This is a genomic window from Butyrivibrio sp. WCD3002, from assembly GCF_000424265.1.
Taxonomy (GTDB): Bacteria; Bacillota; Clostridia; order Lachnospirales; family Lachnospiraceae; genus Butyrivibrio.
In genome coordinates this window covers 106816-131218 of record NZ_AUJO01000012.1, presented here as the reverse complement: position 1 = coordinate 131218, position 24403 = coordinate 106816, and the positions used below count along the sequence as shown (strand labels likewise).

Genomic DNA, 24403 nt, shown 5'->3' with positions numbered 1-24403 from the left:
CGATTCTTTCCAAATATTGCTTAATTTTTCGGAAATTGTTATGATGTACGGATTTTTAATACTTTTTTAGCGATATTTAACTTTCTTTTTCAGGAGTCTGTGTCATAATTAAAGTAGGTTAATGTTTTTGATTTCCAAAAAAGGAGAGCGCTATGGAACAGACCTATCTGGCAGCGGAAAATTTGCTTCGTTACGTGGTTGAGTTTTCTACACTTTTACTGGAATTCTTTGGCATTTGCATTCTGGTATATACCGGTGTGAAGAGCTTCATTTACTGGATCAAAAAAAATGATGCCATCAGATTGGAGCTTGCCCAGGGTATCGCCCTTGCTCTGGAATTTAAGCTTGGTGGCGAGGTTCTTAGAACCGTTGTTGTTCGAGAATGGGCTGAGCTTGGAATTCTTGGAGCTATCATAACCCTGCGAGCTGCCCTTACGTTCCTGATCCATTGGGAAATTAAAAATGAGGAAAAGGCGTTGGAAAAATAACACCTGAATTTATACATAGTACGTAAATCAAAACAGCTCAAGACCAAAAGTCCTGAGCTGTTTTTTCATGATATCAAGCAAAAATGATGCGATCCCGTGACAGTAAAGAAGGGGGCGAGCCAAAGGATTACATAATGAGTAGGATATGTCGCCTAGTATTACTCATCTAACATAAAAAATAACATTTAGGAGGCCCTTGCACTACTTAAAATTTGAAATGGTACCTCTCAAAATTTGTCATAGAGCGGGTTTGCGGGATTGGCGCCAAAAATGAGTTTCCATTTAACTTCGTATTGCAGGGCAGGAAAATAGCATATTTTTAATGGAGTCGGGCATAAGAAACAGGCGTTATATTTAATGCACCGGATGCGGATTACGAAAAAGGAAAAAGGGGGCAGGAGTTGTTCATTGCACCCTATGACCCCAATGCAATTTTGAAGGAAGGCATTCCGCAGCCCGCATCAGCTAAGAATCCCCTTGGAACAGACTATCTTGGAAGAGATCTGTTGTCCCGTATCGTATACGGAGCAAGGGCTTCATTGCTAACGTGTGTTATTGCAACAATGGCTGCCACCGCTATAGGAATACTGCTTGGTATGATAGCTGCATATTATTACATAACAGCTGCTAAGTTATCCGGTGAAAACAAGCTAAAGCTCATGTACAAGCACGTTTTCCCTAATGCAATATCACCTATTATTGTACAGGCAACCCAGAGTGTAGGCGGAACCATAATGATGGAAGCAGGTTTTAGCTTCCTTGGAGTAGGTATTAAAATACCAACTGCTTCTTGGGGATCAATCATCAGCGAAGCAAGACCCTATCTCATGGTTTATCCCTCATACGTTATGATACCATGCGTTTGCCTTGCAATATTGATAATAAGCCTGAACCTGCTGGGAGACGGCATCCGCGATGCATTGGATCCGTCACTTCGCGGTGAGAAATAATGGAGGGCTAATAATGAATTCAAATACAAATATAACGGATGATATCCTTGTGAAATGTGAGAATATCGTCACAACCTTCCCTTTTGATAAGACTAGAAGAATAAAAGCAGTGGATGGCGTATCCTTAGAACTCAAAAAGGGTGAGATCGTAGGTCTCGTTGGAGAATCCGGCTCAGGTAAGTCCGTAACCTCCATGAGTATGCTGCAGCTCATCATGTCTCCCGGACAGGTAGAGGGAGATGTTCGTATAAACGGTATGGAAGGTAACATGCTGGATTACGGAATGTTCAGTAAGGAAGCAAGGAGTGTCAGAGGCGGCAAGATTGGAATGATTTTCCAGGAGCCCATGACTTCCCTTAATCACATAATTAAAGTCGGAGAGCAGATAAAGGAAAACATCAAGACACATCTTAATCTGGATGATGCTGCGGCCAAGAAAAAGGCCATCGAAATGATGGAAAAGGTTGGTATCGCCAATCCCGATATAAGATACAATCAGTATCCTGCAGAGTTTTCAGGCGGTATGAGGCAGAGAGTCATGATAGCCATGGTTCTTGCTGCGGATCCTGAGGTGCTTATAGCAGATGAAGCAACCACAGCTCTTGATGTTACAACCCAGGCCCAGATTCTGGACCTTATAAAGAACCTCAGCGTTGAGAGAAATGTCTCTGTAATAATCATTACCCACAACCTGAGACTTGTTGCCAGATATGCGGATCGAATTTATGTAATGTACGGCGGCAATATCGTTGAGTCGGCAGATAAATACACACTTTTTGATAAGCCGGTTCATCCATACACCCACGGTCTTCTGGCTGCAGTTCCGAGGCTTACGGACAGAAAGGACAGACGTCTTATCCCCATCGAGGGACTTCCGCCTGTACCTGCAAAGATGCCTCCTTACTGCAAGTTTTATGACAGATGTAAATACAGAGATGAGCGCTGCAAGGAAGGAATGGCTCAGCTTAAGGAGATAGGAGAAGGTCATTTTGTTCGCTGCGTGTTCTCGGAGGAAGAGCTTAAGGAAAAGATGAAACAGCTTGACGGTGAGCTGGAGAAGACTCCTGAGAAGCTCATTTCCGATGAGGTTTCCCTGGAAGTTAAGGACCTTAGAATGTACTTCCCTATTCTGAAGGGAATGATGAAGAGAAAAGTCGGTGAGGTTCATGCAGTTGAGGATGTTTCCTTTACAGTCCACAGAGGTGAGACAATCGGAATCGTTGGAGAGTCCGGCTGCGGAAAATCCACACTTGCCAAGTGCATAATGCGTGCCCTTGAGCCTCAGCACGGCGAGATTAAGATTAACGGCACAGATGTTCCTATGCGAGTTCCCCAAAGAAATACTTCTGCATAATTCATTGTTCATCACCCCACTTAAACTCAACTGTATTTTTGGTAGTTTTTTTGTGAGCTCTTTGCTTAGTTCTGTTTTTCTGTTTATCTACATAAGCTGAAGGTCTGTTATCAAGATCCGGAATAGCGTTATCAACCAGATCAGCAAGATCTAGTGCAATAAGAATTTTTATAAGATTTCCGGCGGAAATATCATTTCCGTTTTCAAATCGTTTTATTGAGCGAAGTGACAAGCCTGTTGCAGATGCAAGTTCCTCCTGTGTCATTGCAGACTCGATTCTATATCTTTTAAGTTTTCTTTGTATTTTCTCCAGATAAGCTTGCGAAGTCATAGCGGCACCTCTCTTGTAATTCATATATACATAGTACCACGTATACGAGAAACGAGTCAAAATAAAGTGTAAAATAATGCACTTTATACGGTGCACAGGCACATATAGTGCAATATATTGCACTATAATATAGCCACTCTGACTGTGCGATTCAGCAGAGCATGTAGGAAGTAGACAGACAAAATAAAAAATGCAAAGATGATATTACTGTCAGGAACAGTACAAAACAAGGGAAAAATGGAGTATCATAGAATACGCTGATTAAGTATTTTTGGGGAAGGTATTTGGGGAAATGTCAGTACTTCTTTTAGGAATTTTCGATTTTATAGGCACAGTTGCCTTTGCTATATCCGGTGCAATTACAGGAATCCAGAAGAGAATGGATATATTCGGAGTTAATATTCTTGCCATTCTGACGGCCTGCGGAGGCGGTCTTATGCGAGATATTGTCATGGGCAATTTTCCGCCGCAGATGTTTCTTAATCCCTTTTATGTTTTGGTGGCAGCCGTTGTTGCCAACATTGTTTTTTGCATAATGTATTTCCATAAGGGCGTACCTGAGAAGTTTACAGGTCTCTATGACAGAGGGCTTTTCGTATCTGACACCCTTGGCCTTGCGGCATTTATGGTAGACGGCGTCATGATAGGAGCAAATTTCGGTTATGCCGACGATCTGTTTCTTCTTGTTTTTCTTGGCTTTATCACAGGAGTTGGCGGAGGCGTGCTTAGGGACGTTCTTTCCAATCAGATGCCTGCAATTTTTGTTAAGCATGTCTATGCGCTGCCTGTAATAATTGGCGGAATTCTTATGGTTTTCATGCACGAGCTTTTCCAAGCCTGGAATGCCGCGATGGTATGCAGCTTTGCCCTTGTGATTTTGCTGAGAGTCCTGGCAAGACATTTCCTTTGGAATCTGCCAAAAGTTAATCTTTAATGGACCCGGGAACGGGGTTAGTGTGCCATTGGGGACGGTTCTTTTTGGCACAGAGTTTTTTGAGGTGCGAAAAATGGGGATTGTTGGAGGCTTATTATGAAAGTGTGGAAAAATGTTTTGAGTCTGTTTGTGGCGTTCGCCGTTTTGTTTTCATCATCACAGACAGTATTAGCGCAGGTGGGGTCAATTTACGTAGATACCAAGATGTATTGGTGGCCTGATGGAACGGTCTATCAATCTAGCTATAAGCTTGTGCGGTGACAGTATAAAGAAGATTGATAAGAACACATTTAAGAAAATAAAGAAGAAGGCGAAATTCACCATCTTTGCAGGAAAGAAAAAAGCCGCCGAAAAGCTTCTTAAAAAGATAAACAAGACAGGCGGCGCCAAGGACGCTAAGCTTAAGTATAAAAAGGCGATATCGAGGGATTATAAATAAATCCATTTTATTGATTATTAGGAGAACCGGCGTTGGCAGGGATACTGAAAAATTGGGATCTTGATAATCCGCATATTGAAGAACAGCTAAAGGAAGATATAAAAAGACCTGTTTACAAAATAAAAACGAATTCTGGATTTTATATTTTAAAGGGATTTTCTTGCGAAATGCCTGAAGCCGTTATATCGAGTAATGTTCAGGCACACTTGTTTTTAGGAAATGAAAAGGGCGTAGCACCAAGAATTATCCCTACGAAAACAGGTAGATTCTATATATGCGATAGCGATTTTTGGTTTTATCTAATGGAGTTTATTGAGGGTAGGCAAATGCAAGAGACTCCCGACGATGAATACATGATCGGTAAAGCATTGAGGCAGTTGCATAAGCTGGAAGGATATAGCATTAAGTCTCCTTTTATCCAGAGCAAAATGCGTTTTTATGAATGGTTCAGAGATCGCAGCTTTGTTAAAGAATTCGATGCAATTCTGGACAATATTCCTGATTTTGAACAATTGGATCAATGCTTTGTTCACACCGACATAGGCCCGCATAATGTAATGCTAAGCGAGGATGGCAAGGTGATGTTCGTCGATCTGGATGACGCCGGAATTGGTAGTAAGTATCTTGATCTTGGGTGGCCTTTCATCATGCAGTTTGTAGACTTTAATCATGATACCGAGCAGATGAACTATCGATTTGATTTGGCTAAAAGCTTCCTTAGAGGATATTACGGCGAAGAAGAATTGACGAAAGAAGAATACGATCTGCTCTTTTTTGGCGCAGAACAGATGCACATTTCATATATGCAGACTTATGGTCCATATGCTGTGGATTCTTTATGGAAGATACTAAATTTTGGCATAGATCAAAAAGAAACCTTGTGGGATATGATTGCTTGTAAGTAGCAATATCAGGAGGAAAGATGCTGATGAATATTGTGGTATATTGCGGGTCAACAAGTGGGAATAATGAGAAGTTCACAGAGTCAGCAAGGACACTGGGCAAATGGATTGGCGAAAACGGACACACTCTTGTTTACGGCGGGGCTAGCAAAGGCCTCATGGGAGCTGTAAGTGACAGTACTTTGGAAGCAGGCGGCAAAGTTATCGGAGTTCTCCCCGACGTTCTGCAGATTCAGGAGAGGAAACATCAGGGCCTTACTGAGTACATCGAGACTGCCACCATGGCTGAGCGAAAAGCCAAAATGATCGAACTGGCAGATGCTTTTGTGGCTCTCCCCGGCGGCATTGGAACCTTAGATGAAATCACAGAAGTAATGGCTCTTGGGAGTCTTGATATTACTACCTGTCCCATCGTCTTTTTCAATACAGACGGATATTATCAGCCATTTAAGGGCGTCATTGATAATGTCATAAATAACGGCCTTGGACAGAAGGAGTACTTTAGAAGGGTTCTCTTTTCTGAGGATATGGAAGAGATAGCGGAGTTTATCGGCAGAAAGTGATATCATGTGCCACTGGTGCATGCCACTGGGGACGGTTCTCTTTGGCACGCCTTTCTTGTGTACTGTGTGCCAAGTAGAACCGTCTCCAATGGCACGCTAGGGAGTTTTGGGGGAGTTTGTCATGAAAAACATCAGACATCAAGTGGAAGAGGATTATTTTACGCAGACATATTTTGGCGTCGAAGACGGGAGAGACTACATAACAGTCTCAGTCAGGTGCCCATTGGAGTTGGCGAAAGACTACGCGGCAGCAGTATTGAAATGCAAGGCTGAAGATATCAAGGTCATTTCCGGTTTCTGGTATGCAGACGACGAAGATCTGTACGATAAAGACCCAAAGATCCCTTGCAGCAGAGTCCAGGTGTTTTATAGGGGATGAAGAAAATATTGAAGAGATATTATAAAAGAGTATAAATAAGTGAATAATAATATGTGGTTTATCAAGGCGGGAAGAAATTCCTGCCTTTTTCAATGGAAAAATATTGCAGAAAAATAACGCAGGAAAAGAAACTAAAAATCCATTTAATTATCCTTTAAGCCGCAGTTTACGAGGGTTTTAGATATGTGAGGGATAATAAATATATATCATGGAATAGTATGTGTTTATGGAGTTGGATTGGCAGAAAGGCAGGTGTTTATATGAATTGTCCTAATTGTGGTCTTGATTTAAATGGTCATGAGAGATTTTGCCCTAACTGCGGATATGGCCTGAAAGGTGAACAGTACAGAGCGCAGGTTCCTACGCAGGCGCCTGCGCCGGATAATAGTGAAATATTGGCAGAGCTTAAGCGAATCAACATGCAGCTGGAAGACGGAAACAGGCAGAGAGCTAAGCTTGCGGATGCACTTGGACAGCTTATTTCCAGCGGAGCATTGTTGAACTTTTTGAAGAGATGACTAATTCCAAGGAATTTAGTTATTGAATCAAAATGGACCACCAACCTCGTCCCCCCAGGTCCAAAATAATGTAGTATGATATTTATAGAAAAAAGCGAAATGGGGGGGTCAATATGCATTCTGATTCTAAAAAGAGTACAGTATCGTTCTGGTCATTCGTGTGGCTACTGGGACTTGCCGGACAGCTTTGCTGGAATATGGAAAACCAGTGGTTTAACACCTTCGTGTATGCAAAAATCGCAAAGGATCCGACTATTATCTCGTGGATGCTGGCAATATCTGCCATGGCAACAACGGTGTCCACATTTTTATTCGGATGCATATCCGACAGAAAAGGAACCCGAAAAACGCTTATATCAGTTGGGTATATTTTGTGGGGAATCTTTACAATTCTTTTTGGAACAACGGAATTTCTGAGGAATCAGGAAAATCAAAATGCTTCCATCATAGGTGTTGCATTTGCTGTCATTGCAGCTGACGCAATCATGAGTTTCTTTGGTTCCATGGGAAATGATATAGGTTTTAACGCCTGGATCAACGACTACATGACTCCGGAAAACTCAGGAGCATTGGGTGCTGCTCTTGCAGTTCAGCCTGTCATCGGAACGATCGCAGGAACAATTCTTGGCGGTCTTCTTGTAGGTGCAGATGACAATTACATGCGACTTTTTGTGGTAATTGGTGGAAGCGTGATATTGCTCGGATTGTATTCTCTTTTTGGAATGAAGGATGCCGAGTCTCTTCGCTCTTCTGTTAAGGGAAGCTTTTCACAGCAGTTTTTCTCTATTTTCAATATAAAAGAATATTTAAAGCACAGGGAGCTTATCTTCGTAAACTTGATGCTGGCAGTTTACTTTATTTCTTTCAATGTTTATTTTTCACATCTTGGAAACTTCATGATTTATTATCTTGGATTTACGGCTGATACCATGGGCCTGATCGAGGGCGTGGGGCTTCTTATCGCCATGTTTACGACCATTCCTGCAATTAAGCTTATTCAAAAAGGAAAATCAGCGCTGATAATTTTGGTAGCTATCATTATCAATTCCATAGGCCTTTTAATAATCGGCCTGCTTGTATCACCCACTAACGTGGATCCTTCCACTATCTGGAATCCGCATCTTTTGGCAGGTGTGCTGTTTGTAGGCATCGGATACATGCTGTTTTTGCAAACCATCACCGTTTGGTCAAAGCGCCTGTATCCTGAGGATTCAAGGGGCCAGTTTGAAGGTATACGTATTATTTTCTACGTCCTTATACCCATGGTGGTTGCTCCGCTTATCTCGAATCCCATCATAAAAAGAAGCGGCGAGTTTGTGGATGAGTACGGCTTTACAGAGTATCTTCCTACAAACGCAGTGTTTATTGCAGGATTTGTCGTAGTTCTGTTAACCATCATTCCGCTGTATTTTGCACAAAGAAAGAGTATGGAAAAATCATGAAAAAACTCACAGACTATGGAAAAATCGTTGCTTCTGCAATGGTGAAAGAAACGCTTCGAAGAGGAAAAACACCTTCATGGGGCTGCGATACGAGGAATGAAGCATCCATGAAAATAGCCTGCTCTGTCGGATTTGAAATAATCGGAACACATCCATGGTACAAATATGAAGGTTGATAACATAAAAAATTCCCTCCGCTATTCATCTACTTCTTCCAGTCTCGCATTGATGTGAGTTCATTAACAATAGATGTGATCTTACTGCTAATACGAATGATACTAATAATTATTCCGATTATTATTGCTATGATAAAAATAGTTCCACAAGTAGTAGTTTTTGTAATAACGGATGAATATGTTTTACTTAAGTTATCCCTAAGGCCATCTTTTATATTGATTCTTATCGCGAACCAGAAGTTTTTCTGCGACCATATCGCGACGAAGCGTACAGAAATCGTCGTGAAAATCAGCGATGATGATATTTACCTCGCGCTCAGTGTAACTGCGATCTGGTTCAAAAGCTTTAGCGATTTCCTCAAGAACAATGCGTTCTTTTTTCCGCTGGGTAGGAATACTTTTAAGCTTGCCATATTCAAAGAAGCTGTCTATTACCTTTTTTCTGTAGTTTTCGTCTCGCTCTGCATGCAGATCTTTTTCCTCAGACTCTTCTCTTAGAATGTCCAGAATTGATACATTAAAGACATCGTCATTGATGGAGTAAATGGTATAGTACTGTTCTTTTCGCGATTTCACGGCTCCGACATCCACAAGCTTTTTCAGGTGAAAAGAGATGGTGGCGGGGGTGAGGCTTAATCGCTCGGAGAGGCGCTCTACGTACATTTCTTCCTCAATGAGAGACTTTAAAATCTGTATTCTTGATTTGTCTGCAAGACATTTGAAAAGAGCAATTGCCTGTGATTCAGTCATGTTGCCTCCTTAAAAGAGATCTTCAGTCTTTTCCAGAATCTCGGAAACTGCAGAAAGCTTGGCTTCTTCGATCAGGATTTTGTAACTGTCATCATGCGCTTTGGCCTGCTCAAGGGATTTTTGCCACTGGCCTGTTATGTTTCCAAATGTTGATAAAAAGGTATCTTTAACATTGCCGTCAGAAGCTTTCTTGGTCGCTGCGCCAAATACGGCCTTGCAGATGTCATAGATATTGGACTTGGCTTTTAAGATGTTGCTCTCGTCCATTCTGTCCTGAGAGGCCAGTTCCTTAACCTCTGCCAGCACTAAAGCCTTTTCCTCATCAAGAAAATCAAATAATTCTTTTTCGTTCATCAGATAATTCCTTTACTCTTTCCAAATATATTCTCCGTGGCCGATAAGATCGTTGTGGAAGTCGGCCTCGTTTGTTCCGCCAAACATTGTGTTATCGCCAATTCCAAGATGGAATGTACCTATCATTTTTTCATCAAGAACAGCGCAGCCGCAAAGGCTTGTAACACCGGGATTCATACCAAATCCAAGCTCGCAGACAGTGACGTTTTCAGGACCGTATTTTTCTATAAGAGAATTAAGCGCCTCGTTGTTTGAGCTAGTAATAATTCCCTCATTAACGGAGAGCACAACCTTGTCAAAATCATGTCTGGCTCTGGGATTCTCCGGATCAGGGAGGTATATCTTTTCAAAAAAGATTTTCCCGTTTGTCAGATTCTCTATGGGTGCGATGTTGATCTCGCCGCAGGGAATGTCACCATCTCCGGCATCAATATCCCAGGACCTGTCTCCAAATGAAATGTCCAGACTGTAATTGTCACCGGTTTTAATTGTAACACCGCTGAAACGGCTGTTGGCTTCTCGTAGATTTTCACATTCCTGTCTAAGGGAATTATAATCTATATCCATTGCAGCTTCCATGCGGTTTTTGTAATCTACCGGGTCAAGACCCTCTTTTGAAGCCATAACCTCAGTGGGAACACGAAGCTGAAGCATCTTCTTTTTGGATGCGCATGTCTGGAAAAGCCTACCCATATATCCGCCGAGAAGTCCCATTTTTTCAGGATCAAGCGGCTTGGTAAGAACGCCCACAGGCCTCTCCATAAGGTCGATGATCACATCAGCATCTTCGTACAATTTGAAAAACTTGTCGCCATAGGTATGTTCTGTGGCATTTTCATTGATAAGCTGGCTTATCATAAGGTTCTGAACCACCATTACCGGGGTTGCACCGGCAGCAGCTATCTCAGCCTGGAGAAAAGCTATATCCTCGCTGAAGCTGTCATTCATCCAGTACTGTATAAGTACAAGATCTCCGGTTTCTATGCCTGATGCAGCGACTATTTTTTTATATGTATCTCTTTTCATAATATCCTCCTCACAATTTTTGATTAGATGTTTATCTAAATGTAAATGCATCTATTATTTTTGTCAACATAATATTAGTGAGGAGAGGTTTTTTATTTACTATATTCTCTGAGGGCATAGTAATAGTATTTGCGAAGATTTTCTTTAAGGGAAGCCGGTTCTAATACTATGGCATCCCTTCCAAAACGGTTGAAGTATTCTTCAAGCTGTAACTCAGGCCAGTCAAAGTAGTAAAGGTCGCCTTCTATCTTTGACACAATTGGCCTGTTTTTAGTGACAACTTTAAATTTTCTGATTCCATATTTATTTAATTTAATGACAGCCGGTACTGTCTTTGATACTGATTGAGGGCTTCGGATAGCTTTTTCCTGGAGCTCTTTTTGCAGCTCTGAATCAATTTCAAATTTATCTGATGTTACGAAGGCGCTCCTGATTCTTGAGATTCTGAAGGTATGCGGAGTGCGAGTACGGGCATCGCAGCACAGAAGGTAGTTGCACTGTTCTTCTTTAGAAGGCGCAATAAAGTAAGGCTCCACAGCAAAGGATTTGTCATACTCAGAAGATGTTGTAGTGAAGGTGAGCACACGACCTTGCTTAAGCGCTTTTTCTATATCTTCGTAGGTGTCCTTAAAAATGATGGCTTCTCTCTGGCTCCTTGGAATGGACAGATATGAATTGAACATGTCCTTAAGATACTGCGAGAGGGAAGTATCACGTAGCATGTTGTTTTCTATAATTCGGATTATGTCATAGGATGATCCGCTGACTGTCAACGTAACAGCTATATTTTTGGAACTGGATATCCTATCGTTCTTTATGTATGTGCTGACAATTTTGTCTGCTAGATGGGCAGCATCTGCATCAGATATGGATGTCATCTCTGTGAGATCGCTCATTATGTTGTTTAACAGAGCCTCGCTGTCATGTCTGTATTGATCGAAGTAGTTGACGATTAGGATTTTCAGGAAGGCATTGAGATTTACAGTTTCATCTTTCTTAGTGAATTCAAAAAGCTCTGCATCGTTAATAAGTCTTGATCTTGTATCCTCGGATAAATAAATTTGTATTTCTCAGTCATGTCGCGCCTCTTAAATGGGGTTGTAAAAATAATAAATATCTATGTGTTTTATGCATATATTGTATCATATTGGGGTTGCGATATGTATACTAACTGCATCTTTTTATATCCAATTAACTGGGCTAAGATAAAATCACAGAAAGTCAAAAGACACATACAGCAATTTGGTTGGCACAGCCGGATTTCGGTCCGGCTTTGTGGGTTCAAATCCCACCCTTCCCTTTTGGGGAAGTGTGTCTTGTAAGGCTGAAATACAGTAATCAAATAGATACGAACAGCAATAATTCCAATGGTTAGCTCCATGGGAGCACCTGGCTTATAACCAGGCATTCGGTGGGTTCGAATCCCATCACCTATTTAAAGGTTGTATCTAGTGGATTAGGAGGAAAAGAAAATGTTAGAGTTTTTGAAGAAGGAAGCAAATAAAACATATACAGAAAACGGCGCAGTTACTTATGCATCCACTCAGTCTGAGTGCCTTGATATGTTTGCGACAATCGGTGCCCTTAGAAATGCTTCTGAGGATGATATAGTTGGCAGATTTGTTAAGGCTTACGCAGAGGATGCTGACCTTGCGATGAAGATGCTCTTTTTCGCAAGAGATATCAGAGGCGGCCTTGGTGAGAGAAGAGTATTCAGAGTAATACTTGAGTATCTGGCAGCAGCTGAGCCTGAATCTGTAAAAAAGAATATTGAGAACGTGGCTGAATACGGCAGATTCGATGACCTTCTTGCTCTAATCGGCACTCCGGTAGAGAAGGAAGTAATGGCTTACATTGGTAAGACTTTAAAGAAGGACATCGAGATCATGAACGGTTTTAATGAAGAAAATGAAACTGTTTCACTTCTTGCAAAGTGGCTTCCTTCCGTTAATACAAGCAATTTGGAAGCTGTAAAAAATGCAAGAAAGATCGCAAGAGCCATGGGTATGACTGATACCGAGTACAGAAAAACATTGTCTGCGCTCAGAGCACAGATCAGAATCATAGAGAATAATTTAAGAGAAAAGGATTACACCTTCGATTATGAAAAGCAGCCTTCCAAGGCTCTCTATAAGTATAGACAGGCTTTTCTTAGAAACGATCAGGAAAGATATACAGCTTTCATAACAAAGGCAGAGGAAAATCCTTCCGTCATGCACACAGGGACACTTACACCTTATGATGTTATAGCGCCTGTAATAAACAGGGCTAGATTTTCAGAGGACGAAAGACGTGCCATGAATGCCACATGGAATGCCCTGGAGAATTTTGCAGGAGCAGAAAATTCACTGGTTGTAGTTGATGGTTCAGGCTCTATGTACTGTAGCGAAAATCCGGTTCCGGCAGCAGTTGCGCAGTCACTTGGCATATATTTTGCTGAGAGAAATACTGGCGCTTTTCATAACCATTTCATAACCTTTTCCACCAATCCCAGATTAGTGGAGATAAAGGGAAGAGATATTGTGGAAAAAGTGCGTTATTGTATGCGTTTCAATGAATGCAGCAATACGGATATAGCCAGAACTTTTGCGCTTATTCTCAGAACTGCTGTAAAGAATAACCTTACACAGGCAGATATGCCGGAAAAGCTCTACATCATCTCTGACATGGAATTCGATTACTGTGCAGGTAATGCGAATATGACCAATTTCGAATATGCCAAGGCTGAGTTTGAGAGATATGGTTATAAACTTCCTCAGATAGTGTTCTGGAACGTGGAGAGTCGTAACAGTCAGCAGCCTGTGAAGGTGAACGATAGAGGAGTGGCGCTGGTTTCAGGCTGCAGCCCTCAGATTTTCTCCATGTTAAAAGAGGGTGATCTTGAGCCATATAGATTTATGATGAGCGTCCTTTTATCAGAAAGATATGATAGGATCGCGGCATAAAGAATAATAAAAAGGTGCATACAGCAATTAACTACATCGACACTGATGAGATGATCCTTAGAAAAGGCTCAATAGCTGCCCACAAGGGAGAGAAGGTTCTGATTCCCATAAATATGAGAGATGGATCTGTGCTTGCTGTGGGCAAGGGCAATCCTGAGTGGAACTATTCTGCGCCACACGGAGCCGGAAGAATAATGTCCAGAACCGCCGCAAAGAACAATCTTTCCATGGAAGAGTACAAGGAGTCCATGAAGGGAATCTTCACATCATCTGTCTGCGAGGCCACAATCGACGAGGCGCCTATGGCTTACAAGTCACTTGATGACATCATCGATGTGATAAAGGAGTCAGTGGAGATAATAGATGTGATGAAGCCTATCTACAACTTTAAGGCAGCGGGATGAGACGTGGCTTTGCCGGTAAGAAACGACAAATTAAGGCTAAAATTGGGGGCATATTTTTCAGAAATGGATGGTATGCCCCTTTTTTGTTGGGATATAATGAGTACAGTGATGAACCGGTAAAGAGGGGAAATAGTATGGAAAATGTGAACGGAACCTGGATAATGTACGGTGTGGACTGGGACGACCCGGAGTGTCTGCGCACGGTTCAGGATGCAATAAACTACATAAATGAAGTAGGATTTCTGCCACTTTTCAAAAATGATATTCCGGGATTTTCATTGGAGGAACGCACGGTTCCGGGCTACTGGTGGTGCGGAGATCCCAAGGTTGATCCCTGGGAGTGGCGAGAGATCATCGCCAGAAGCGGCGAAATTGCCTATGGCAAATTTTTTGAAAAAAAGGCAGGCTTTATCTCCAAGGAATGGCTTCCTTATTTTGCCAATTTCAGGCGGGATGGCTATGACTTTGATGCCCTTTGGGATGATGAGAAGGCATCAAGAAAACAGAAAAAGATAATGGACCTCTTTGAAGCAGAGGATGAGATATATTCCAACGAAGTCAAGTTAAGGGCAGGTTTTGGCAAAGGCGGAGAGAAGGGGTTCGAAGGAGTAGTCACCGACCTTCAGGCAAAAACATACCTCTGCGTAAAGGATTTCAGACAGAGGAAAAACAAAAAGGGCGAGTTCTACGGCTGGCCCATTGCTGTGTACGCAAAGCCTGAAACCATCTGGGGATATGATTTTGTCACGTCCAGATATAGCGAGACGTCCGAAGAATCAGGGAAGGCCATCGAAGCGCACATTAAAGAAATATACCCCATTGCATCCAAAAGTCAGATAGCAAAACTTCTGGCTGGATCAGGATCATTGACTAAAAGCAGGAAGACAAGAGCGCCTAAGGAATGGATCATTCCTGCCAATCCCAAGTACTATGACATAGTTCACGCATTTGATAATGCTGAGGAGATAGACTGGAAGCAGGGAGCAGGAATCATAACCGGAGATACAGTTTTCGTGTATGTGGGAGCCCCCGTGTCTGCGGTAATGTATAAGTGCACGGTCACTGAAACGGATATCCCATATGACTACTCGGATAAAAATCTGACCATAACGGCACTTATGAAGATCAGACTGGAAAAGAGGTATCCGGAGGATAGTTTTACTTTTCAAATCCTCAAGGATAAGTACGGAATAAATGCAATCAGAGGGCCAAGGGGAATAATCGATAGTCTGAGTGACGCGTTAAAATAATGGTCCCCCGGGACCAAAAGCTATCAATGACTAAAGAGTGTTTTTCTCATTAGTCACACCACTCATCCAGTGTCTTCTTATAGTCAATTTTCTTAGCGACTTTTTTGTATACATAGATAAAGCATAGCAACTCAATAACTAACTGAATTACATAGACAATTGTTGTAGATACATCACCGGTGATATACGCTTCAGAATCATCCTGACTTTTATACTCAAATATGTGATTCAAAAAATCCGGAAGGAAGTCATTTAATCCATGTACAATCGCAAGACCAAGCAGATTCCTCGTCTTCCAATATAAGATCATGTACGTAGCTCCGGTAATTAACAAATTTGCTATTTTCAGAAAAAACTGTAACGTTTGCTGAAGATCTGTAAAGTCAAAGGATACCACATGAACATAACCGAATAGAAGTCCGGAAATTAGAGCTGTCCAAAAGAAAGGGTGTTTTGTTTTCTTTAAAATCGGCAAAAGCGCATCACAAGCACATGCTCTAAAGCAACCCTCTTCATAGACTCCAACTAAGAACATGGAGATGGCAGATATGATGAGTCCCAGTACCCAATTATCCTTGAAAGGGGGCTTATCAATAAAGTAGGCCAGTACTCCAAACAAAGCGAAAATACCGGAAAAAATCAGGGTTGGCCACAGCATTTTAACCGTGTATCCGGTTTCATTGGTTAAATAGGTAAAAGTCTTTTTCCCTGATATGAGATACAAAAAGCCCAGCGTCACCACAGTTATAATAACAAATTCAATAAGCAGGCCCATATCGGTGCTGTCATCAAAAATTCTTCCGCAGCCAATCATAAGCCCTATCATTGTGGCAACAGATGCCAGCCAAATAATAACATTAAGCCATTTCAACTTTTCATTTTTTATCATGATCTTCCCCCCTCGCATATGGTCATAACGACGCACAAAAAACTGTATTGAAAGCAAAACTTTAAATCACAAGAGCAGACTATCATCTAATGTCCAACAAATGTCCACAATAGCAGTGATAGTTATTCAAAGGGATTACAATTGGGAGTATACGATTCATAAATGAATGGTATGCTTCTTTTTTGTTGGCTATAATAAGTAAAGTGAAAAAGTTCAAAACCAAGGTGGCTAAAATGGAATTCTTTGATATTACAGATGAAAATGGAACGCCTACGGGCGAAACAGTAAGCAGAAGTGAGGCCCATGATAAGGGAATTTTACACAGAACTGCTCATATTTGGGTTGTACGAAAAAAGGGAGATTCTTATCAGGTGCTGCTTCAGAAACGCAGTGCTGAAAAGGAATCATTTCCTTTAATGTATGATACATCTTCTGCCGGGCATATTCAGGCCGGGGATGAGCCGCTGGAATCAGCGCAGAGAGAGCTGTTTGAGGAGCTGGGAATTGACGCTAACGAAGAAGATCTCACATTTGCCGGCAAGTTCCACATAAACTATGCAATGGAATTCCATGGAAAGATGTTCAGGGACAACGAGGTTGCCTTCGTATATGCTTATGAAAAGCCGGTGGATGAGACTAAGCTTGTGCTCCAGACTGAGGAAGTGGAAGAAGTAAAATGGTTTGATATTGAGGATGTCCGTAAGGGATGTGAGCATCGTGATGGCACTTTCTGTGTACCGACTGAAGGACTTGAGATAATTACGAAATATCTGGGCAATAAAGAATGAGGAGAAAAGGCTAAAAAAGGAAAGCGATGATAACTATTTCTAAACAACAAGCCAGACAATTTATTCTTTCAAAGCAGGGACTGATTGGGGCATATCGTTTTAAGGGAAAAGACGGAGCCTATGATTATGTCAGGCAGGTCGGATGTATTCAGTACGATCCGGTGGATGTCTGCGGGAAAAATGCCGAGCTCACCTTGCAATCACGAGTGAAGGGCTTTAAAAAATTCATGCTTCAGGAACTTCTATACGAGGACAGAAAACTCATTGACTACCCGGATAAGGAGCTTTCCATATGGCCGGCAGAGGACTGGCCGTATTTTTCTTCCTACAGAGAAAGGAGTCTTGAGCTGGGCCGTACCTTCGATGGGCTAGAGGAACTCAAGGAACAGGCTATTTCATATATTGATGAAAACGGCCCGGTTTCAAGCGACATGCTTCCGATAGAGGGAGAAATATACTGGCATTCATCGATGCATTGGAGCGGTAACTGGGACAAAAAATCAGCTGCTGCAAGATCCGTTCTTGAACAGCTTTATACTGATGGAGAGCTTGTTATTCACCATAAAAATGGAAGCCGCAAGTTCTACGATCTGGCGAGAAAACATTTGCCGGAATCTATTTTGAATGCTGAGAATCCCTGCAAAGATGAGGAGAGCTTTTTATGCTGGCGAGTGCTTAGGAGAAACGGTGCGGTGGGCCTTCTTTGGGACAAGAATAGTACAGCTTTTCTTGGGCTAAACATTAATGCCGAGATGCGGAAAAAGATATTGGCAAGGCTTACGGATGAAGGCAAAATCCGTCCGGTTATGGTGGAAGGAATGAAAACCACATTCTATCATCTTTCTTCCGACGATGCCCTGATGAAAAAAATAATTGAAGGAAGTGCGGATCTAAAACCCAGGATGTCGTTTATAGCACCACTTGATCCTCTTATGTGGGACAAGTCACTAGTCCTTGCGTTGTGGGATTTTCAGTATTCCTGGGAAATATACACACCTGCAGTAAAACGTAAATATGGCTACTACACCTTGCCCATTCTTTTTGGTGAAAAGTTCGTGGGAAGGATAGAGGCTATTCCAGACAGGAAAAATAAGATCCTTTCCGTAAAAGGATTATGGTGGGAGCCGGGAATCCGGAAAACAAAAAAGATGGACGCAGCACTTTTAAGTACACTAAAAGCGTTTAGCAAGTTTAACGACTGTGTATTTGATAAAGGAGTATCATGAGAAAAGCAAGAACAGAAAAAGAAAATGCGATCAGAGAAAAGATAATCTCTGAACTATATGCAAATGAGTATAACAAGTTCATTGGATTTGAAGTGCTGGAGCTTAGCCCGACCTACAGTAAATCCAGGGTTAAGTGTGATGAGAGACTTCACAATACATACGGAAGCATTCATGGCGGCGCGCTGCTTTCTTTTGTTGATGTTATGGCGGGTGCTACAGGAAGCATGAGCGGTTACTATGTGACGACGGTTTCCGCTAATCTGAATTTCCTTTTGCCTGCAGTGAATACAGAGTATATCTATTGTGAATGCATGAAGCTGAAAACAGGAAAACATATCCTGGTATTTGATATCAGAGTGACTGATGATAACGGTAATCTTCTTGATAGTGGCGAGTTTTCATTCTTTGCCAGCAAGGTACAGGTACTTGGGGATAACTTAAAGTTTTAGGGATGATCTTTCCGGCGAAACTGAGATCGTATTTTTGAAAAATAAAAAGGCTTGAACCCGGAAGAATATAGTGTTTGTCTGATGTGATTGGTAGTATAATATTTTTATCGTTATTAAAACATCGTTGGAGGAGGAACAAAAATGGCAGACATAGCAGGAATTCTCAAACAGATTAATGGTAACAAAGAGTTAATGGCACAGATCGCCAAGGCTGATCCGGCTCAGGCCAAGGAGCTTTTCAAGAAAGCGAATATTGATATTGAGGAGTCAGATATCAAGAAGGTGCAGGCTGCAGTAGCAGATGGAAAACTCGATCTTAACGATATCAAGGATCTTGCGGGCGGATTATTTAAGAAATGATTATCATCGGAGCGGTACGAAAATGTACCGCTCTTATTTTTTAAACGAAAATTTTATTGAGTGAAAAAATAACTAAAAATTGTATTGTGGGAGGATTATTGGACTCAATTTCCTGTAACATGGAAAATGAGGGAAAAGCCAATGATCCTCCCTTTTTCTAGTTATCTTTTTTTACAAAAATTCTTATGAAATCGAGGGCAAAATTCTATGTTAATGGATTATATTCACAATTTCATGACCAGCTTCTTGGGGCAGTTCGGCATTAAGTGGGACTTTATTTATTTTATGCTTGTGTACATGAGTATTATGTCACTTTTGGATTATTTCTATGAATTCAGAAAAGAGATGGATGAAGCTGAGGAAGATACCTTTTTCCATAGGCACTAGTCAGAGGTACCGCTGCTCAATGTAAATAGTGGGCTTTATTTTGACGCGCCTAAATACTACAATTACTGATGGAGCAAAAACTTGGTGTTTGGATGGAAATAGGTAAATGAAGACAGTTTACGGAAAAAGTTTTTCAGAGATATACGAAGCTTTCGCAGTCTGGATTAATGAGAAGTAAAGGGAAAAAATATGAAGAAAAAGAAACTTCTGGTGGTATTCCCGGGAATTGGATATCACTGTGATAAGCCGCTTTTGTATTATGGCAGGAAAACAGCCGCTGAAGCCGGTTATGACGAGGTTATAAATATCAGCTACAGTTGCCCTGTTCAGAACATTCGCGGAGATAAGGAAAAAATGAGACAAGCCTTTGATGCGATGTATGCCCAGGCTAAGGAGAGTCTTAGCGGCGTAGCTTTTGATGAATACGCAGATGTTCTTTTTATGTCTAAGAGTATCGGAACTGTAATAGCGGCTGCATATGAAAAAGAGCGTGAGATAAAGGGTGTAAGACATGTGCTTTACACGCCGCTGGCAGAGACTATCGAGGTCCTTAATGGGGAAAAGGATATCGACGCGATAGCATTTATCGGCTCAGACGATCCCTGGAGCGATGTGCCAAAAGTTGTAGAAATGGCAAAGAAACAGGGGATTCCCATGCACCTTTATGAAGGTGTTAATCATTCTCTTGAAGGGAAGGACACTCTTGAAAATATCGAGATACTTGGGAAAGTCATGAAGAAGACAAAGCATTTTATAGAAAAATAATGGCAGGAAAATGATACTTGAGGTGCAAGTATCACAGAGAAATTTGTTGGTATAAAAAAGAAATGGTTATGGCAGGTGCTCATGAAAGGGAATGAGCACCTGCCAATATTTTTCAACAAATATTTTGCTAACGCATATTTTTAATATTCGTATAAAGCAGAATCATCGATGTCTGAAACCTTTGCAAAACCGGTGTTGCTCATGATGTATCGAAGCTCGTTTCCGATTTCCGTAAGGAAATTTGAGACTCCGGGAGCTCCGTCTTTTTCAAGGGATGGCATCATTGATCTTCCAACAGCCGCAGCGTCTGCTCCAAGAGCCAGAGTTTTGTAGACATCGGCGCCGCTTGCAATGCCGCAGTCTACAATGATTGTCATATCTTTATCTTTTAATGCTTCCTTGATGTCGGGCAGGATCATCATCGGAGGAACAGCATAAGGAAGTCGGCCGTGATGGTGACTTACTATAATTCCTTTTGCACCGATCTCTGCGCATTTTCCTTTTTTGATGTTCAATGAAATTTTGATTCATGCGTTAATGTTGAAAAAATATGAAAGATATAATTTGCAAAATACAGTATAATTATGCAGTAGACTAATATTTTTCTTGGAGGGTGAGGTATGAGGTTTCTAGGTAATTTGCTATGGATATTGTTTGGAGGATTTTTCAGTGCACTTGGCTGGTGGCTTGCCGGCATTTTTTGGTGCATTACTGTGATAGGAATTCCGATAGGTTTACAGTGCTTTAAGCTTTCAACGATTTCCCTTTGTCCATTTGGGAAAGAGATAGTTGACGAAGGTGGAGCAGGGTCATTTCTGCTGAATTTAGTGTGGATGCTCGTTTCAGGACTTGAGCTGGCACTTGGAAATGCTTTGATTGGTATTGTCTTATGTATTACGATCGTAGGAATTCCCTTTGGTAAGCAGTATTTCAAGATCGCGAGACTTGCACTGTTTCCCTTTGGCGCTAGAGTGGTGAAGAAGTAAAAATAAACGGTTAGTGATTTGAATGATTTCAGTCACTGACCGTTTTTAATATTATTCTTCTATTCTTCTAAAAATATTAGCTAGTAGTGCACCTGATATATTGTGCCACACTGAGAAGATAGCGCCGGGAACTGTGGCCATTGCAAGGTCAGGGAAGGCTGTGCCTGCAAGGGATGTTGCAAGGCCGGAATTCTGCATGCCGATCTCGATGGCGAGAGCTTTTTTCCTTGTCATGGGAAGACCAAGGATTTTTCCAAGGATAAAGCCAACAGCATAGCCAAGAAGGTTATGAAGGATGACCACAACAAACACGATAGCACCTGTTTCCAAAATTCGTTCTGAGTTATGAGAAACTACCGCAGCTACGATGAGAGTGATGGCTGTAACTGAAATCAGTGGCAGTACTTCGGATACTTTTTCTGTATATTTTCCCCAGAATTTGTTAATGATAAAACCCAGAGCTATGGGAACGATGACCACTTTGATGATTGAGACGAACATGCTTATCATGTCCACAGTTACAGTTGTTTTCAGCAGAAGATAAGTGATGAAAGGCGTAAGGAAAGGAGCAAGCAGCGTATTTACACTTGTCATTCCAACAGAGAGTGCCACATCACCTTTGCTAAGGTATGTCATGACGTTACTGGCTGTTCCGCCGGGACAAGTTCCAACCAGGATTACGCCGGCAAGGAGACCTGCCTCAAGTCCAAATATTTTTCCAAGTGCAAATGCCAAAAGAGGCATGATCGTAAACTGAGCAATGCAGCCGATGATGATGTCTTTTGGGCTTTTAAATACTATTGCGAAGTCTTCAAACTTTAGTGTAAGACCCATTCCAAACATTACTACCATCAGAAGGTAGTTGATCCATGATGTCTGTATCCATAGACATGATCCCGGCACAAATAGTGCAAGTGCAGCAACCACAAGAACAATCACTGCCATATACTTTCCAACAAATTCACTTACTTTTTTCATTTTGAATATCCCCCTAATCCGGCGCCGCTTCGGGAGCCATATTTTGTTTTCTGTAGTATACTGCTTCTTTTTTAAAAGTACAGGGCCCTTTTTTAAGAAATTAAAAAAAGGAAAAATGACTTGAACATCTCTTTGCGGTTTGATGTTATGATAATTGAGACAGATAGTTGATCATGTTTGAGTATATAAATATACGTTTTTTTATGAGGGAACTGAACATGAAGAAAACACTGCTTTTAATCGTGGGGGTCGTTATGGCTTTTGGACTATTTGGCTGCGGTATTAAAAATTTTGGTGGTGATGCCGGCGGGAAAAATGCTGAAGGCACATGCGGCGATAACATAACCTGGAAGTATGATAAAAAAGAAAAGACCATGACTATTTCGGGAACCGGTGAAATGGTGGTTCCTGAGAAATTCATGTGGTCTGATTATAAGATTGAAAAACTTGTGATCGGCGAGGGTATAACGTCGGTTGCAGCTCTCGCTTTTTATTCTAACAGCAGCCTCAAGGGCGAGCTGGTTTTGCCGGAAAGCCTTAAGTCTATAGGTGAGTTTGCTTTTTATGGATGCGATGGACTGACAGGTGAACTGAAGATTCCGGATGGAGTTGAAACTGTCGGGGACTATGCGTTTACAAGGTGTACCGGTTTCTCCGGGCTCAGTATTCCCAAATCATTGAAAAACATAGGCGTAGAGACCTTTGAAGGCATGAGTGGTTTGAACTGTGGTATTGTCTTTCCGGATGGCCTGGAAAGGATTGAGCGCTGCGCCTTCAACAGGTGCGAGAATCTGGTGGGAGATTTGGTAATTCCTGACTCAGTTACTTTTATTGGCGACTATGCTTTTGCTGAGTGCGGATTCGATGGAACCCTTACTCTTTCCAAAAATCTGACAGAAATTCAAACGGCTTCTTTTTCAAGCTGTAAGAATTTTAAGGGTGACCTTGTGATACCTGAGGGAGTGAAAACCATTGCCATGCATGCCTTTGTGGATGATGGTTTCGACGGGACACTGACACTTCCGGAAGGCCTTGAATATATCGGAATTTATGCTCTTACCTGTAAGAATTTAAAAGGTGATCTTGTAATCCCTGACTCCGTGACATTAATTGATTCGTCGGCATTCCAGAGCTGTGAGGGATTTACTTCACTTAAACTTCCGGATAGGCTCGAATATATTAACGACAATGCTTTTATGTATTGCAAAGGAATGACAGGGGAGTTGCATCTTCCATCAGCGCTTGTTGTAATCGGCGATGATGCTTTTACTGCCACAGGATTTACGGGAGAGCTGGTGCTTCCTGCAGGGCTTGAGTCTATCGGCCGCGGAAGCTTTGGAGACTGCAAAGGATTCACTTCTATAAGCGCGTTCCCTGAAAATCTCAAGCATATAAAAAGATATGCTTTCGGCGGCTGTTCTTCTATTGCAGGGGAGCTTGTTTTCCCTGAAAAAATGACCAGCGTAGGAGAGAATGCATTTTTGGACTGCCCTCTTATAACCAAGGTCACTTTCGGAAAAGATATGTGCAGCATAGGAGAAGGAGCATTTAAAAAATGCGAGGGTCTAAAGAATGCTGTATTCACCGGTGATATTCCGGATTATTACGGCCCGGAAGAAAAAGAACCAAGTTTCCCTGAAGGGTGCGTGGTTAGTGCTCCCGCTTCTGCTGTTAAGCTGTCGGACACCTGGACTAAGAAAGTGGCAGAAACTTCTTCAGGTAAAAAAACAGACAATAATCTTGGCGAAGAACGCGACGTGCCCTATTACTGGACCCAGTCCATAACAGGAGAATACTTTACAGGTGCGGGATATTTTGCAGATGTGACAATCCTACTTGATGATGAAATACTTCACGTGTCTGTGAACGGCAGAGAGCTTATGGATGTTCCCTATTATGCAGATCCTAACGCCGATGGTGAGGATCAGGTCGTGGAGACAGAAGGATTTTTCTGCAGAGATGGAATGATTAAGAATCTTAAATTTGAGCAGGGCTTTAATTCTGACAGGATGCTTATAGGAACGCTGACAAGGGACGATGGAACCACGGAGGAAGTGGTGTTCCACACTTTATCTGAAGAATGCCTGTATCTTAGCACGTGGTAAAAGGACAAAACAAAAATGGAAAACTTGAAGATTACTACACTTACGCCGGAATATGACCTGGCTCTTGCAGAGATAATAAGAGATAACTTGAAAAAGCATGCACAATAATCTGACGGTAGCTATTCATCTTTATGAAAAATGCGGCTACAACGAAATCGAGAAACCAGAGGAAGTGGTTCACGCCACAATGAATAGATTTTTCCTGAAAGAGCTTTATTAGAATAAAACAATTTAAAAATGGTTGCCATCCGGCGACCATTTTTCT

Annotated in this window: 30 protein-coding genes, 1 tRNA gene and 1 pseudogene; 24 read left to right on the top strand and 8 right to left on the bottom strand. The window is 41.7% G+C overall.

Features of this window, described 5'->3' with window-relative positions; all coding sequences use genetic code 11:
• Nucleotides 1-152: 152 nt before the first annotated feature.
• The 3 genes from G608_RS0111580 to G608_RS20995 all read left to right on the top strand — a co-directional run bounded on the left by G608_RS0111580 (nucleotide 153) and on the right by G608_RS20995 (nucleotide 2792).
• Nucleotides 153-488 carry a DUF1622 domain-containing protein gene (locus G608_RS0111580; protein WP_026496163.1) on the top strand — a complete coding sequence of 112 codons (336 nt, stop codon included), beginning with the start codon at nucleotides 153-155 and terminating at the stop codon, nucleotides 486-488.
• Between the two features lie 401 nt (nucleotides 489-889).
• Nucleotides 890-1438 (top strand): ABC transporter permease, encoded by a 549-nt coding sequence (locus G608_RS21000; protein WP_051209238.1) that lies wholly within the window; start codon nucleotides 890-892, stop codon nucleotides 1436-1438.
• 13 nt (nucleotides 1439-1451) lie between these two features.
• Nucleotides 1452-2792, top strand: coding sequence for an oligopeptide/dipeptide ABC transporter ATP-binding protein (locus G608_RS20995; RefSeq protein WP_051209235.1), 1341 nt, complete (start codon nucleotides 1452-1454; stop codon nucleotides 2790-2792).
• Nucleotide 2793: 1 nt separating this feature from the next.
• Here the strand turns inward: G608_RS20995 and G608_RS20990 are convergent, their stop codons facing one another.
• On the bottom strand, nucleotides 2794-3123 hold the full coding sequence (locus G608_RS20990) for a helix-turn-helix domain-containing protein (RefSeq protein ID WP_035795427.1): 330 nt from the start codon (nucleotides 3121-3123) through the stop codon (nucleotides 2794-2796).
• Between the two features lie 292 nt (nucleotides 3124-3415).
• On the opposite strand from G608_RS20990, the gene G608_RS0111560 reads away from it, so the two are divergent.
• From G608_RS0111560 to G608_RS0111520, 8 genes are all read left to right on the top strand, one after another.
• On the top strand, nucleotides 3416-4057 hold the full coding sequence (locus tag G608_RS0111560) for a trimeric intracellular cation channel family protein (protein WP_026496162.1): 642 nt from the start codon (nucleotides 3416-3418) through the stop codon (nucleotides 4055-4057).
• A 220-nt stretch (nucleotides 4058-4277) separates the two neighbouring features.
• Nucleotides 4278-4496 carry a hypothetical protein gene (locus tag G608_RS0111550; protein WP_155833278.1) on the top strand — a complete coding sequence of 73 codons (219 nt, stop codon included), beginning with the start codon at nucleotides 4278-4280 and terminating at the stop codon, nucleotides 4494-4496.
• A 32-nt stretch (nucleotides 4497-4528) separates the two neighbouring features.
• Nucleotides 4529-5401: a phosphotransferase gene (locus G608_RS0111545; protein WP_026496160.1), complete on the top strand. Its 873-nt coding sequence runs from the start codon at nucleotides 4529-4531 to the stop codon at nucleotides 5399-5401.
• A 23-nt stretch (nucleotides 5402-5424) separates the two neighbouring features.
• Complete coding sequence (locus G608_RS0111540) at nucleotides 5425-5961, top strand: TIGR00730 family Rossman fold protein (RefSeq protein ID WP_026496159.1); 537 nt, start codon at nucleotides 5425-5427, stop codon at nucleotides 5959-5961.
• A gap of 121 nt (nucleotides 5962-6082) precedes the next feature.
• Entirely contained in the window at nucleotides 6083-6340 is a 258-nt protein-coding gene (locus G608_RS0111535) for a hypothetical protein (protein ID WP_026496158.1), read from the top strand.
• Nucleotides 6341-6558: 218 nt separating this feature from the next.
• A complete protein-coding gene (locus tag G608_RS0111530; protein ID WP_196810189.1) occupies nucleotides 6559-6858 on the top strand; it encodes a zinc-ribbon domain-containing protein in 300 nt (99 codons plus the stop codon).
• A 113-nt stretch (nucleotides 6859-6971) separates the two neighbouring features.
• A complete protein-coding gene (locus G608_RS0111525; RefSeq protein ID WP_026496156.1) occupies nucleotides 6972-8300 on the top strand; it encodes an MFS transporter in 1329 nt (442 codons plus the stop codon).
• Nucleotides 8297-8476, top strand: coding sequence for a GNAT family N-acetyltransferase (locus G608_RS0111520; RefSeq protein ID WP_026496155.1), 180 nt, complete (start codon nucleotides 8297-8299; stop codon nucleotides 8474-8476). Before G608_RS0111525 ends, G608_RS0111520 begins: the two co-directional genes overlap by 4 nt.
• Nucleotides 8477-8674: 198 nt before the next feature.
• On the opposite strand, the gene G608_RS0111515 is transcribed toward G608_RS0111520, so the two are convergent.
• Genes G608_RS0111515 through G608_RS0111505 form a run of 3 tightly spaced genes read right to left on the bottom strand, consistent with a single transcriptional unit; the run spans nucleotide 8675 to nucleotide 10606 of the window.
• The gene (locus tag G608_RS0111515; protein ID WP_026496154.1) at nucleotides 8675-9226 is read right to left on the bottom strand and encodes a DUF2087 domain-containing protein; all 552 of its coding nucleotides are present in this window, start codon (nucleotides 9224-9226) and stop codon (nucleotides 8675-8677) included.
• A gap of 9 nt (nucleotides 9227-9235) precedes the next feature.
• Complete coding sequence (locus G608_RS0111510) at nucleotides 9236-9580, bottom strand: hypothetical protein (RefSeq protein ID WP_026496153.1); 345 nt, start codon at nucleotides 9578-9580, stop codon at nucleotides 9236-9238.
• Between the two features lie 12 nt (nucleotides 9581-9592).
• Nucleotides 9593-10606: an aminopeptidase gene (locus G608_RS0111505; protein ID WP_026496152.1), complete on the bottom strand. Its 1014-nt coding sequence runs from the start codon at nucleotides 10604-10606 to the stop codon at nucleotides 9593-9595.
• Here G608_RS0111505 and G608_RS24565 point away from each other — a divergent pair.
• A complete protein-coding gene (locus G608_RS24565) occupies nucleotides 10563-10718 on the top strand; it encodes a sortase B protein-sorting domain-containing protein (protein WP_155833277.1) in 156 nt (51 codons plus the stop codon). The genes G608_RS0111505 and G608_RS24565 overlap by 44 nt on opposite strands.
• On the opposite strand, the gene G608_RS20985 is transcribed toward G608_RS24565, so the two are convergent.
• Nucleotides 10699-11502, bottom strand: a complete 804-nt coding sequence (locus G608_RS20985; protein WP_242829382.1) for a WYL domain-containing protein — start codon at nucleotides 11500-11502, stop codon at nucleotides 10699-10701. The two genes, G608_RS24565 and G608_RS20985, sit on opposite strands and share 20 nt — an antisense overlap.
• Before the next feature lie 469 nt (nucleotides 11503-11971).
• Here G608_RS20985 and G608_RS0111495 point away from each other — a divergent pair.
• The 4 genes and pseudogenes from G608_RS0111495 to G608_RS24295 all read left to right on the top strand — a co-directional run bounded on the left by G608_RS0111495 (nucleotide 11972) and on the right by G608_RS24295 (nucleotide 15205).
• Nucleotides 11972-12044: transfer RNA gene (locus tag G608_RS0111495), tRNA-Ile, on the top strand.
• Between the two features lie 34 nt (nucleotides 12045-12078).
• Complete coding sequence (locus tag G608_RS0111490) at nucleotides 12079-13551, top strand: DUF2828 family protein (RefSeq protein ID WP_026496151.1); 1473 nt, start codon at nucleotides 12079-12081, stop codon at nucleotides 13549-13551.
• Between the two features lie 17 nt (nucleotides 13552-13568).
• Nucleotides 13569-13955 (top strand): annotated as a pseudogene (locus G608_RS0111485) (RtcB family protein); the annotation flags it as partial.
• Between the two features lie 134 nt (nucleotides 13956-14089).
• Complete coding sequence (locus tag G608_RS24295) at nucleotides 14090-15205, top strand: AlkZ-related protein (RefSeq protein ID WP_330366990.1); 1116 nt, start codon at nucleotides 14090-14092, stop codon at nucleotides 15203-15205.
• 49 nt (nucleotides 15206-15254) lie between these two features.
• Here the strand turns inward: G608_RS24295 and G608_RS0111475 are convergent, their stop codons facing one another.
• Nucleotides 15255-16094, bottom strand: coding sequence for a CPBP family intramembrane glutamic endopeptidase (locus G608_RS0111475; protein ID WP_026496149.1), 840 nt, complete (start codon nucleotides 16092-16094; stop codon nucleotides 15255-15257).
• Nucleotides 16095-16327: 233 nt separating this feature from the next.
• Between G608_RS0111475 and G608_RS0111470 the strand changes: the two genes are divergently transcribed.
• The 6 genes from G608_RS0111470 (at nucleotide 16328) to G608_RS0111445 (ending at nucleotide 20069) form a co-directional block, all read left to right on the top strand.
• Nucleotides 16328-16882: an NUDIX domain-containing protein gene (locus G608_RS0111470; RefSeq protein ID WP_026496148.1), complete on the top strand. Its 555-nt coding sequence runs from the start codon at nucleotides 16328-16330 to the stop codon at nucleotides 16880-16882.
• A 26-nt stretch (nucleotides 16883-16908) separates the two neighbouring features.
• Nucleotides 16909-18108: a winged helix-turn-helix domain-containing protein gene (locus G608_RS0111465; protein WP_026496147.1), complete on the top strand. Its 1200-nt coding sequence runs from the start codon at nucleotides 16909-16911 to the stop codon at nucleotides 18106-18108.
• Complete coding sequence (locus tag G608_RS0111460; RefSeq protein ID WP_026496146.1) at nucleotides 18105-18557, top strand: PaaI family thioesterase; 453 nt, start codon at nucleotides 18105-18107, stop codon at nucleotides 18555-18557. Before G608_RS0111465 ends, G608_RS0111460 begins: the two co-directional genes overlap by 4 nt.
• A gap of 141 nt (nucleotides 18558-18698) precedes the next feature.
• A complete protein-coding gene (locus G608_RS0111455) occupies nucleotides 18699-18917 on the top strand; it encodes a hypothetical protein (protein ID WP_026496145.1) in 219 nt (72 codons plus the stop codon).
• A 207-nt stretch (nucleotides 18918-19124) separates the two neighbouring features.
• The gene (locus G608_RS0111450; RefSeq protein ID WP_026496144.1) at nucleotides 19125-19304 is read left to right on the top strand and encodes a hypothetical protein; all 180 of its coding nucleotides are present in this window, start codon (nucleotides 19125-19127) and stop codon (nucleotides 19302-19304) included.
• Between the two features lie 189 nt (nucleotides 19305-19493).
• Nucleotides 19494-20069 (top strand): hypothetical protein, encoded by a 576-nt coding sequence (locus tag G608_RS0111445; RefSeq protein WP_026496143.1) that lies wholly within the window; start codon nucleotides 19494-19496, stop codon nucleotides 20067-20069.
• A gap of 140 nt (nucleotides 20070-20209) precedes the next feature.
• On the opposite strand, the gene G608_RS20975 is transcribed toward G608_RS0111445, so the two are convergent.
• On the bottom strand, nucleotides 20210-20584 hold the full coding sequence (locus G608_RS20975; protein ID WP_051209233.1) for an alpha-hydroxy-acid oxidizing protein: 375 nt from the start codon (nucleotides 20582-20584) through the stop codon (nucleotides 20210-20212).
• Between the two features lie 105 nt (nucleotides 20585-20689).
• Between G608_RS20975 and G608_RS0111435 the strand changes: the two genes are divergently transcribed.
• A complete protein-coding gene (locus tag G608_RS0111435) occupies nucleotides 20690-21055 on the top strand; it encodes a YccF domain-containing protein (RefSeq protein ID WP_026496142.1) in 366 nt (121 codons plus the stop codon).
• 51 nt (nucleotides 21056-21106) lie between these two features.
• On the opposite strand, the gene G608_RS0111430 is transcribed toward G608_RS0111435, so the two are convergent.
• Nucleotides 21107-22042, bottom strand: coding sequence for a bile acid:sodium symporter family protein (locus tag G608_RS0111430; protein ID WP_026496141.1), 936 nt, complete (start codon nucleotides 22040-22042; stop codon nucleotides 21107-21109).
• Between the two features lie 209 nt (nucleotides 22043-22251).
• Between G608_RS0111430 and G608_RS0111425 the strand changes: the two genes are divergently transcribed.
• Nucleotides 22252-24138, top strand: a complete 1887-nt coding sequence (locus G608_RS0111425) for a leucine-rich repeat domain-containing protein (RefSeq protein WP_026496140.1) — start codon at nucleotides 22252-22254, stop codon at nucleotides 24136-24138.
• The last annotated feature ends 265 nt before the right edge of the window (nucleotides 24139-24403 follow it).